General features: G+C 72.4%; 8 protein-coding genes and 1 pseudogene. All 9 read right to left on the reverse strand.

The features are described from left to right. Position 1 precedes the first annotated feature (1 nt). The gene (locus tag STRIP9103_RS15105; RefSeq protein WP_009311519.1) at positions 2-268 is read right to left on the reverse strand and encodes a hypothetical protein; all 267 of its coding nucleotides are present in this window, start codon (positions 266-268) and stop codon (positions 2-4) included. After that, positions 258-1,778: an AMP-binding protein gene (locus tag STRIP9103_RS15110; protein ID WP_009311533.1), complete on the reverse strand. Its 1,521-nt coding sequence runs from the start codon at positions 1,776-1,778 to the stop codon at positions 258-260. Before STRIP9103_RS15110 ends, STRIP9103_RS15105 begins: the two co-directional genes overlap by 11 nt. Continuing rightward, positions 1,775-3,790 (reverse strand): class I tRNA ligase family protein, encoded by a 2,016-nt coding sequence (locus STRIP9103_RS15115; protein WP_009311527.1) that lies wholly within the window; start codon positions 3,788-3,790, stop codon positions 1,775-1,777. The genes STRIP9103_RS15110 and STRIP9103_RS15115 overlap by 4 nt, the downstream gene beginning before the upstream one ends. After that, entirely contained in the window at positions 3,787-4,908 is a 1,122-nt protein-coding gene (locus STRIP9103_RS15120; RefSeq protein ID WP_009311508.1) for an NAD(P)/FAD-dependent oxidoreductase, read from the reverse strand. Before STRIP9103_RS15120 ends, STRIP9103_RS15115 begins: the two co-directional genes overlap by 4 nt. Beyond that, the gene (locus tag STRIP9103_RS15125) at positions 4,905-6,218 is read right to left on the reverse strand and encodes a lysine N(6)-hydroxylase/L-ornithine N(5)-oxygenase family protein (protein WP_009311506.1); all 1,314 of its coding nucleotides are present in this window, start codon (positions 6,216-6,218) and stop codon (positions 4,905-4,907) included. The genes STRIP9103_RS15120 and STRIP9103_RS15125 overlap by 4 nt, the downstream gene beginning before the upstream one ends. Next, a complete protein-coding gene (locus STRIP9103_RS15130) occupies positions 6,208-7,464 on the reverse strand; it encodes a saccharopine dehydrogenase family protein (protein WP_009311547.1) in 1,257 nt (418 codons plus the stop codon). Before STRIP9103_RS15130 ends, STRIP9103_RS15125 begins: the two co-directional genes overlap by 11 nt. Beyond that, entirely contained in the window at positions 7,454-8,557 is a 1,104-nt protein-coding gene (locus STRIP9103_RS15135) for a saccharopine dehydrogenase (protein WP_009311549.1), read from the reverse strand. Before STRIP9103_RS15135 ends, STRIP9103_RS15130 begins: the two co-directional genes overlap by 11 nt. Further along, positions 8,557-9,795 (reverse strand): acyl-CoA dehydrogenase family protein, encoded by a 1,239-nt coding sequence (locus STRIP9103_RS15140; RefSeq protein WP_009311522.1) that lies wholly within the window; start codon positions 9,793-9,795, stop codon positions 8,557-8,559. Before STRIP9103_RS15140 ends, STRIP9103_RS15135 begins: the two co-directional genes overlap by 1 nt. A gap of 68 nt (positions 9,796-9,863) precedes the next feature. Next, positions 9,864-10,333 (reverse strand): annotated as a pseudogene (locus STRIP9103_RS15145) (FAD/NAD(P)-binding protein); the annotation flags it as partial.

Below are 10,333 nucleotides of genomic sequence, written 5' to 3' on the forward strand. Positions count from 1 at the left end.
CTCAGTTTCCCATGGGGCCCGCGTGTCGGGCGAGGGCTTCGGTGACGTCGCGCAGGGTCCGCATCCGGGCGAGGTCGTCCTCCGTGAAATGGGCGAGGTCGACCTTGGTGGTCTCGCACAACTCGGTCAGGAAGAGCACCTTGTTCAGCGAGGTCAGCGCGTAGTGGCCGACCATGTCGGCGTCGAGGTCCAGGGCCGCCGGGTCGACCTCGTGGGTCAGGACGGCGGAGAACTGTTCGCGGGCCGCGGTTTCCAGCTCAGGGCGCATGCATTCCCTCCTCGGGGTCGTGGACGGCGTCGTGGTGGACGGCGAGGATCCGCTGCCGTTTCGGCTTGTACTGCGAGGTGAGCAGGCCGTTGTCGATGGAGAACGGCTCGTCGGCGACGACGACCCGGCTGATCCGCTCGTCCGGGGTGAGCGAGGCGTTGGTGAGGGCGAGGCGGGCGGCGATCGCCTCCCGGTCGGCGGGGACCGAGGCGGGGGAGACCACGGCCACCAGCTCGGTCTGCCCGGGGCAGAACAGGACGCAGTCGGCGATCGCCGGATCGGCCTTCATGTGTTCCTCGATCGGCCGGACGACGACCTTCTTGCCGTTGTCCAGGACGATCACGTCGTCGGCCCGGCCACGGACGAAGAGAAAGCCGTCCTCGTCGAGATACCCCAGGTCACCGGTGCGGACGGTGCCGTCCGGCTCGAAGACCCGCTCGGAGTCACCGGGTTTGGCATAGGTGTAGTGGTCGTTGACGGGGTGCTCGCTGCGGACGCGGATGACGCCGTCCTCGCCGATCAGCACCTCCTTGCCGCGCAGCACCTGGCCGACGCTGCCCTCGCGGTGGGCCTTGGGGTGGTTCTTGGTGACGATGCACGTCTCGTTGAGCCCGTAGCCCTCGTAGATGGGCAGCCCGGCCTCGTCGAAGAAGCGCAGCGTGTCGGGGGCCGCCGGCGCCGACCCGGTCCACAGGTAGCGGATGCGGTCGCCGAACACGGCCTGGGCCGCCTGCTCCGGCGACTGGCCGTCGGCGCGGCGCAGCCGGGCCTCGATCTGGCGTTTGGCCGTCTCGTAGAAGGCCGGCACGCCCATCACCACGGTCGGCCGCACCCGGCGCAGCGCCGCGAAGGCCGCCTCGTACGTGCTGACCGTGACGTCGTGGCCGTGCAGGAGCGCCGAGTAGATCCAGTAGCGCTGCTGGAGCAGGGAGAGCGGCAGGAACATGAACAGATCGTCGCCCGGGCCGTGTTCGAAGATCTCCTGGACGGCCCGCAGCGAACTGTCGATGCTGCCCGCCGTGGCGCCGAGACCCTTGGGTTCGCCGGTGCTGCCCGAGGTGAACTTGATGGTGGTGACGTCCTTGGGGCCCCAGCTCACCGGCTCCAGCGGCGGGCCGTCCAGGTTCTCCCGTTCCGCCGCCTCCGTCACCTCGCTCATGGGCACGGTGCCGGGAGCGTCGGCGGGCCGGTCGGTGAACAGCAGCTTGAGGTCGTACCGGCGCATCAGTTCGCCGGTGGGGTCGAACTTGCCCGGCTCCAGCCCGGCGGTCTCGGCCTTCAGCCGGAGGGCCGCCAGGTCCAGCAGCACCCACTCCAGGCTGTTGGCCGCGAGGATGCCGATACGGTCGCCGGGGCGCACCCCTTGGCCGCGCAGCCACCGGGCGACCCGGCCGGAGCGCCGGTACAGGTCGGACAGCGTGATGGTCCGCGTACCGAGGAGGCTGGCGAAGGAGATGTGCCCGGCGGCCGGTTCGGTGGAGACGAGACGACCGAGCGTGTCGTCCGTCATGGGGTCGCCTCCTGCCGTGTGCCGCTCCGCGACTCGGCGGTCGGCTTGAAGAAGACGGCGTCGGCGAGCCGGATCTCGCTGCCCGGGGCGACGAGTTCCACCGTCCGCGGCCAGTCGGCGGGCTCCGGCAGACCGAGCGCGCCGGCCAGCCGCTCGGCGAAGCGGGGCATCACGGGCCTGGCGACATGGGCGAGGAGGCGGGCCGCGGCCAGCTCCAGGGCGATCGCGGTACGGGCCTCGTCCTGCCAGCCGGCGCTCTGCGCGGTGCGGGCCTCCTGGCGGGAGAAGCGGAGCGTGTCCCCGATCAGCCCGTCGAGTTCCGCCGCGGCCTGGTTCAGGGAGAAGCCGTCCGCGCGGAGACTGCCGGTGACGGCGGTGAGCCGGGCGCCCAGCCGGGCGAGGAACGCCGAGTGCTCCGGCGTCCAGATCCCCGCGTCGGGCGCCTTGCCGTCGTACTGCTTGGCGACCCGGGCGCCCAGGTCGTTCAGCCACTGCTGCCAGGTGCCGATCAGCGTGTCGTCGAGGGCCGCCTCGAAGTCGGCGCGCCGGAAGTTGGTGCGCTCGCCCTCGGGCCGGGTGCGGGAGAGGAAGTAGCGGACGGCGTCCACGGTGTCCTCGTTGAGGATCTCCTTGCCCCAGATGGCGTGGCGCCGGCTCGTCGAGAACTTCTCGCCCTCCAGGAGATAGAACTCGTTGACGTGGTAGTCGATGTCCGGCTCCCAGTCCGGGTGGGCCAGTCGGTAGAGCACCGGGTAGAGCACGGAGTGGTAGAAGCTGTTGTCGTAGCCGAAGAAGTGGACGATCTTCCAGTCCTGCTCCGGCGCGGCGGCCTTCCAGTCCTTGCCGAGGCGCCGGCCCAGCTCCTGGATGCCGTGCAGGAAGCCGTACGACATCTCGGGCCAGACCCAGATGACCTGTCCGTCGACGTCCTTCTCCGCCGGGGCGACGCCCCACGAGGAGGGGTGGCTGATGGGGATGTCCAGGTCGGGGCGGGCGAAGAGACGGTCGCCGAGTTCCCGCAGCCGGGCCGGGACCCGGCCGAGGCTGTGGTGGGTCGCGACCTCGTCGCGGAACATGTGCAGCGGCAGTGACCAGCGGGCCAGGGGGGCGCGCCGCGGCTCGGCGTCCGAGTCGTTGGACTTGGGCTGCGCCAGATCCACGACGGTGTTGGGCTCGCCGCACTCCTCGCAGATGTTGCCGCTGGTGCCGGAGCCGCAGCCGGGGCAGCCGCCCTTGACGTCCACCTCGTACAGGTACCGCCCGCTCTCGGCGTCGAAGAGCGCGTCCTTCTCGGCGACCGTGACCCATCCCGAGGAGACCACCCGGGAGAAGAAGTCCCGCAGGCCGTCCGGGTAACCGGGGTCCGCGTCGGTGACCGTGTACTGGTCGGGGAGGATGTCCATCAGCGCGAGCGTCCGCGCGATCTCGGCGCTGTAGTGGGCGGCGGTCTCGGCGGGCGCGCGGCCCTCCCGGCGGGCGGCGCCCACCACATAGCTCTGGTAGTCGTCGCTGCCCGTCAGATGCCAGGCGTCGGCGCCGTTCATCCGCTGGAACCGGACGAACGCGTCGGCGCCCAGATACGGTCCGGACAGATGCCCGAGGTGCAGATCGCCGTTGGGGGTCGGCGGGGTGGAGAAGACGAAGACGGGGCGGTCGCCGAAGGACAGCCGCTCCTCGTCGCCCGCGGACTTCATGGCCCGGACCGGGTCGCGCCAGTACTGGGTGAGGAAGACCAGGTCGGTGTCGCCGGTGTTCTCCAGCACATGCGATTCGAACGGCTCGAACAGGGCCAGCGTGCCCGGCCGGGCGGGATGGCGGCGGCCGTCCACGACGAACTCGCCCTCGCCCGCGACGATCACGAAGAACTCGGTCTCGTCGTGCTGGTGACTCGTCGACGCCCCGCCCGGGACGACTCGTCCCCAGCCGGCGCCCACCCCCAGGCCCTCGACACCGCTCATGCCGATACCGAAGGCCTGCTGGAGGGCGCGGGGATCGTAGGTGCTGATGATCATGTCGTGTCCTTCCGGGACGAGAGCGTCGTGTCCTTCCGGGACGAAGGCGGCGTGTCCTTCCGGGACGAGGGCCGCGCGGACAGCAGGCGGACGGTCTCCCGCGCGACGGCCGGTGCGAGGCGGTACCCGGAGCCCCCGGCGGCCCCCGCGAACACCAGGCGCCCGTCGTCGGTGAGCGGGCGGATCAGGGGCGCGCCGCCAGGGGCGTACGCGTCGCAGAAGACCCGGCCCGACACACAGCGGTCGACAAGGCCGGGCACGTACCGACCCAGGATTTCGCGGGCCTCCTCGCAGTGGGCGGGGGTCAGACCCGGCTCGACGGTGTCGGGGTCCACGTCCCACCCCGCGCACGTGTAGCTGAACAGCCAGTGGCCCCGGTGCCGGTACGGCAGCAGGAAGGCGTCCTCCTCCTGGAAGACGACCGCGCCGTCGTCGAGGGCCGGGGGCCGCTCGATGTGGAGGGCCACGATCTTCTTGACCCGCGCCCCCAGGGGTTCCACGAGGTGCCGCCACGCCTTGTCGGCGAGCCAGGGCCCCGGCGCCAGCACCACCCGCTCGGCGGTGAGGGTGACACCGGTGCCCAGGGTCAGCCGGACCCCGTCCTCGTCCGAGGTCACACCGGTCACCGTGACCCCCTCGAGGAACTCCGCCCTCGGCCGCAGCTCGGCGGCTAGGGCCTCGGTGAGGGCCGGTACGTCCGCGTACTGGCAGCCGTCCCCCGACCAGGCGGCCGTACCCTCCGGCAGCGTCACCCCGTCCGGCAGCTCGGTGGCGCGCCGCAGGTCCGACTCCGGCAGATACACCTCGCGCAGCTTCGGCTCGGTGTGCTCGGGCGCGACCACGGTCATGGCCAGCCGGTGGATCGGCAGGTCGGGGCGGGCGGCGACGAGATCGGCGTAGTAGCGCTGGCTCTCGGCCGCCATGGCACGGACCACGGGGTTCGCGCCGCGCGGGAAGTGCAGCCCGGCCGACCGGCGGGTGGCGCCGCCGGCCACCATGTCCCGGTCCAGGACCGTCACCGAGGCGGCGGGGTCGGCGGCCAGGAGCTCCCGCGCGATCAGGCAGCCGAGGACACCGGCACCGACCACGACGGTCTCGCGGTTCCAGCCCGTCGTCATGGGGTCCTCCCCGCCCGGGGCTTGGTCGACCACTCGATGAACGAGGGCAGCTGCTCGTTGCTCGACACCTTGCCGAGACGGTCGGCGATCCGCTGGCTGCGCCAGGCGTTCAGGCTGAGGTTCGGATCGGCGAGGCCGCGCTGGCCGCGGGCGGCGTTCTGCACGAAGACCCGGCGGTCGTCCGGCCCGTCCCAGTGCACGGCGTAGTCCTCGTCGATGCGGAACTCGTCGCCGTCCCGCTCCAGCCGGTCGGCGATCGGGTCGAGGAAGTCCATCCGGGTCGGCCGGAAGCCCGTCGCCCAGATCACCACGTCCGCCTCGAACAGCTCCGTCTCCCCCGGGTGGTCGTTGTGCCGCGCGGACACCTGCCAGCCGCCGTACACACCCGTGCTGACCTCGGTCACCTCACGGTTGGGGTAGAGGCCCACCAGGTCGACGTTGCCCTCCACGAAACGGTGCAGATAGGCGCGCTGGTAGATGTCGCGCAGGGTGCTCTCCGAGATGCCGTCGCTGGAGAGGATGTTCTGCCGGTTGAACGCCTGGCGGGCCTCGCGGTCCAGATCGAAGAAGTAGTCCGCGTACGAGGGCATGTAGTAGTCGTTGGTGAACGGCGAGTCGTCGATCGGGAAGTAGTTGCCCCGCCGGGAGATCCACGAGACCCGGCGCGGCAGCGCGTCGCAGGGCTGGGAGATCAGGTCGAGGAACGCCTCGGCCCCGGACTGCCCGCCGCCGATCACGACCACCCGCTTGCCGCCCAGGCCGGCGGCCGTGCCCAGGTACTCGCTGACGTGGAACTGCGTGGGCCCCAGCTTGTCGCGGACCTGGGACGGCACCCAGGGCTGGCTGCCCACGCCGACGACCACGTTGTCCGCGGTGACCGTCCGCCGGTCCGTGCGCACCGTGAACACGTTGTCGAAGGAGACCTCCCGTACCGCCTCGCCGAAGACGATGTTCTTGTTGCCACGGCAGGCCCAGGCCAGATAGTTGCGGAACTCCACGCGCGGTACGGCGTCGAACTGGGCGTTCAGGAAGTGGTACAGCCTGCCGTTGTCGTGCAGATACGACAGGAAGGAGAACGGGTTCCTGGGGTCGGCCAGCGTCACCAGGTCCTTGAACAGGGAGACCTGCAGGGTGTTTCCGGGCAGCTGCTGACCGTCGTGCCAGCTGAAGGAGTCCTTCCGGTCGAGGAAGAGACTGGTGATGTCCGGCCGGTTGTGCAGCAGGGACGCCAGGCTCAGATTGGCCGGTCCTACGCCGACTCCCAGGCAGCGGTAGTGCTCCGCGCCGGAGCGAGTTGGCTCATGCACCATGTCGGGCTTCTCCTTTGGGCGGGTCGCCGCGCTCGATGAGGGGGTGATGCGGGTCGGTTGTGGTGTCCGGCGGGCAGTCGAAGGTGGAGCGCACGCCGTGGCCGCTCAGGAAGTCCATCCAGCGCGCGGCCTCGTCGGCGGAGTCGGCCGCGCGGTTGAGGCCCGCCGGCAGGGCGCCGTCGAGGATCCGGGTCACCCCGTGGGCCAGCGGCAGCGAGACGCAGCGGGCCATGGCGCTCTCCGACTCGTCGCCCGTGACGTCCAGCAGATGGGCGCCCCGCCAACGCGTGCCGCCGTCCGGATCCCGGACGGTCAGCTCGATCGAGAGCACCACACGGTCCCGGTCGGCGTCCGTCGTCGGATAACGGTCGGCCAACTCCTTGGCCAGCGCCCGGACGCGGGTCTCGTCTCCGGTCAGGACGGTGTCGAAGACCTCGGTCCAGGCGGCCCGCCAGCCCGCGTTGCGCAGCGTCCCCCGGACGAACGTCTCCAACTCCCAGCCGTCCGGGATGCCGTACTGGGCGACGAACGGCAGGCTGTCGCGGTTGGGGTAGACCTCGAACGCCTCCCCGGCCAGCACCAGCGTGCGGGTGGCCTGCCATGGGCGCGTGGCCGTGCGGGGCCTGCCTTCCTCGATGTACCGCGCGGGCGATCCGAGCGCGGCCAGCACTCCGTACGGCGCCCAACTGAACCGGTAGCGGAAGTCGTTGGGCACGGCCGGGATGCCGCCGCAGTACGAGGTGAACGCCACGGACGCCGCGGTGTCGCCGACCTCCCGCCGGGCCCGCTCGACCAGCAGATGGGCCATCAGATGATCGATGCCCGGGTCGAGTCCGGCCTCGGTGAGTACGACGACTCCGACGGTGGACGCGGCCTGAGCCCACTCCGCCAACTCCGGCGAGGTGTAGCTGGTGCAGGCGAAGTGGGCCCGCCGGGCGACGGCCAGCCGCAGCAGGCCCGCGTGCTCGGTCGCGGGCAGCATGGAGACGACCACGTCACCGGCGCGCACCTCGGCCTCCAGGGCGCCCCGGCCCAGGGCGCGCGCCTCCGCGCGGTCGGCCAACCCCAGGGCGGCCAGCCGGAGTCGGGCACGCTCGGCGGTACGGTCCCACACCACCAGCCGCTCGGCACGGTCGCTCAGCACGCCGAGGCCACTCCGGCCGCTGGACAGGCCGGTGCCGATCCAGTGGACGGTGCCGCCGGCGGGGAGGGAGGCGTTTGCCGGGGTGGTTCGGTCACCGGACATACGTGGCCTCCTTCACGCGGGCCCGCCCCGCACGCGGCCCGACCGCACCGGCTCGTACCGCACCTGTCCCGACCGCCCCCACGAAGGCGCGCAGGCAGCGGACCCATGCCCCGGCGCCGCCGCCCAGGCGCAGCAGCTGGGGCCACAGTTCGGCGGAGAAGGCCCGGCTGGACTCGACCGGCAGCAGGGCCGGGAGGTTGTCGACGGCGATGACGTCCACCGGGTGGTCGCCGCCCCGCAGCCGCCGGGCCGGGCGCTCCCAGTCGGTGACGGTGTCGTGGACGGGCAGCACGTTGCACTCCGAGTTCACGTCGCAGGTGACGTCCGCGACGACGGAGAGGCGGCGCCCGGGGGAGTCCAGGTCGGCCGGGGTGAGGAACGGGGGCACCGGCCGGGTCACCAGCACGGCGTTGACGAGGATGTCGTGGCCGAGGAGGGCGGCCCGGTCCAGTTCGCGGGTCTCCGCCAGATCCCAGCGGACGGGGCTGATCCCGGCGGTCTCAAGGGCGTCGCACGCCCCGCGCCCGCTCCGGCCCAGCGCCCCGATCACCAGTGCACGGCCGCCGCCGCTGCCCGCCCGGAGCAGGGCGTCCCAGCCCGGCCGGTCCAGCGGGCGCAGCGGGGTTTCGAGCATGCCGCGCCGGTGCAGTACGGCGAGCGCGGCGCCGACGTAGCCCGCCCAGTGGCCGAACGCGGCCAGGCGCCGCCCGTCGTCGTCCGTCAGGTACTCCAGGTCCAGCAATGTGCCGCCGCCCGCCGTGAACCGGTCGAGCAGGTCCCCGGCACCCGACTGGCCCTTGTAGGCGTGGCCGAAGTAGATGTGCCGGTGGCGCAGGGCGCGCGGCTGCGCGGGCAGCTCCTTGAGGCCCAGGACGTAGGTGTCCCCGGGGGCCTCCACCCAGCTGCCCGCCGGTGCGGAGGCGCAGCCCGCGCGGACGTACTCGGCGAGCGGGAAGACCCGCTGGGGCGACTCCTCGACGGTGATCTCGACGCCCTGGCCGATCAGGTGCGCGGCGTCGTCGGGCACCAGCGGCGCCCGGCGTTCGGTGGCGCGGGTCTCGTGCCGCAGCCACAGGCGGGGCGGGGCCGGCATCAGCGGCCCTCCTCTGCCGAGGGCCGTTCCCGGGAGGGGCCGACAGAGGCGCGGGCGGCACGCCGTACGTCCAGGGAGTCGGCGACGGCGACTCGCAGTACGTCGGTGCTGCCCTCGTAGATGCGCAGGGAGCGGATCTGCCGGTAGAGGCGCTCGGTGACTGTGCCCTGGACCACTCCGGCCGCGCCGAACAGCTGGACCGACGCGTCGACGATGCCCTGGGCCGCCTCGGTCGCGTACACCTTGGCGATGTTGGAGTGCCGGGCGAAGCCGCGGCTGCCCCGGTCGCACTCCCAGGCGGCCCGTGCCGTCAGCAGCGCGGCGGCGTTGAGCTGGACCTCCATGTCGGCCAGCTGGGCCTTCACGAGCTGGAGGTCGAACAGGGTGCCGCCGTAGGCGTTCCGGCTCCTGGTGTGCGCCAGCGCGGTGTCGGCGGCCCGGCGGGCGAAGCCCAGGGCGGCGGCGCCGACCGTCATCCGGAAGCGTTCGAGGAGGTCGACGGCGACGACGAAGCCCTTGCCCGGGCGGCCGAGGACGGCCTCGGCGGGCACCCGGCAGTCCTCGAACACCAGATGCCCGAAGGAGCGCGGCGCGATGGCGTCGAGCCGTTCGACCCGGACACCGGGGGTGTCGGCGGGCACCAGGAAGGCCGTGAGACCGAGCGGGCCCGGCCCCTCCCCGGTGCGGGCGATGACGACGTACAGGTCGGCGATGGTGGCGTTGGCGATCCACGCCTTGCCGCCGTCGAGGACATAGCCGCCGTTCTCGCTCTTCCGGGCGCCGAGTCCGACCGCCGCGACCTCCGAGCCCGCCGCCTTCTCGGAGACCGCGAAGGCACCGACCAGCAGGCCCTTGGCCATGCCCGGCAGATAGCGGCGCTGCTGCTCCTCGTCGCCGAACCGGATGATCGGGGTGGCGGACAGCGACTGGATGGAGTACGCGAAGTCCGCGAGGTCCTCCGTGTAGGCCAGGGCCTCCCGGGCCAGGCACAGGGCGCGGAAGTCGCTGGGCAGGTCGTGCGGCCCGGCCGCCGGGTCGAGCCCGGCGAGCCAGCCGTCCTCGCCGAGGAGTTCGACCAGACGGCGCCCGGCCTCGTCGGGGGGCATCCGGCGGACGGTGTCCCAGAGTTCGCCGTAGCTGTCGCACCAGATGCCGATCTGGTGCGCGAGGCTGCGGTGTCCGTCGTCGTAGAAGGGGAGCTGGAGTATCTCGGGGTCGAAGTTCGTGGTGGTGTCCACTGGGGTGACTCCGTGCGGGTTCCGGGCGGATGGGGACGGGGGTGGGGGAGGGCCCTGCTGTCGTGCCGTCATGGGGCCAACACCGCCCGGGCCATGGCGTCCGCGTCCTCCAGGATCACCGAGCCGACCCCCGGGCGGATGCCCGCGGCCGTCGCCCAGTGCACGAACTCGGTGGGCACGCCGTAGGCGAACCGGCGTGGGTGGGGCACGCCCGAGGCGTCCACCACGCGGTACGGACGCGCGGTGACGTCCAGGCCGCCGGTCTCGTACGCGCCGTCGGGATCCGGGATGCGGTACGGCCGGCACTGCCCGGTGGCGAGCAGATGGCGCAGCAGCGGGTTGGTGCTGCGGCGCAGGTCGGGCTCGGCGACGCGGGCGTCGATCAGCGTGCCGGTGACGACCTCCGGTCCGGGGATCGCGGCGGAGCCGATGAGGAAGCCCCTGCCGTCGGGGTCCGGACGGACCCGTGTGCGCGGGCCGACGACCTGGAGCACCCCGGATTCGATGAGCGCGGTCATCTCCCTGATCCGGGACCGGG

The sequence above is a fragment of the Streptomyces ipomoeae 91-03 genome (genome assembly GCF_000317595.1).
GTDB classification, from domain to species: domain Bacteria; phylum Actinomycetota; class Actinomycetes; order Streptomycetales; family Streptomycetaceae; genus Streptomyces; species Streptomyces ipomoeae.

Excerpts from the sequence above, each read along its gene's own strand:
- STRIP9103_RS15105 (WP_009311519.1), bottom strand. The coding sequence starts at position 268 with ATGCGCCCTGAGCTGGAAACCGCGGCCCGCGAACAGTTCTCCGCCGTC.
- STRIP9103_RS15115 (WP_009311527.1), bottom strand. The coding sequence starts at position 3,790 with ATGATCATCAGCACCTACGATCCCCGCGCCCTCCAGCAGGCCTTCGGT.
- STRIP9103_RS15110 (WP_009311533.1), bottom strand. The coding sequence starts at position 1,778 with ATGACGGACGACACGCTCGGTCGTCTCGTCTCCACCGAACCGGCCGCC.
- STRIP9103_RS15130 (WP_009311547.1), bottom strand. The coding sequence starts at position 7,464 with ATGTCCGGTGACCGAACCACCCCGGCAAACGCCTCCCTCCCCGCCGGC.
- STRIP9103_RS15125 (WP_009311506.1), bottom strand. The coding sequence starts at position 6,218 with ATGGTGCATGAGCCAACTCGCTCCGGCGCGGAGCACTACCGCTGCCTG.
- STRIP9103_RS15135 (WP_009311549.1), bottom strand. The coding sequence starts at position 8,557 with ATGCCGGCCCCGCCCCGCCTGTGGCTGCGGCACGAGACCCGCGCCACC.
- STRIP9103_RS15120 (WP_009311508.1), bottom strand. The coding sequence starts at position 4,908 with ATGACGACGGGCTGGAACCGCGAGACCGTCGTGGTCGGTGCCGGTGTC.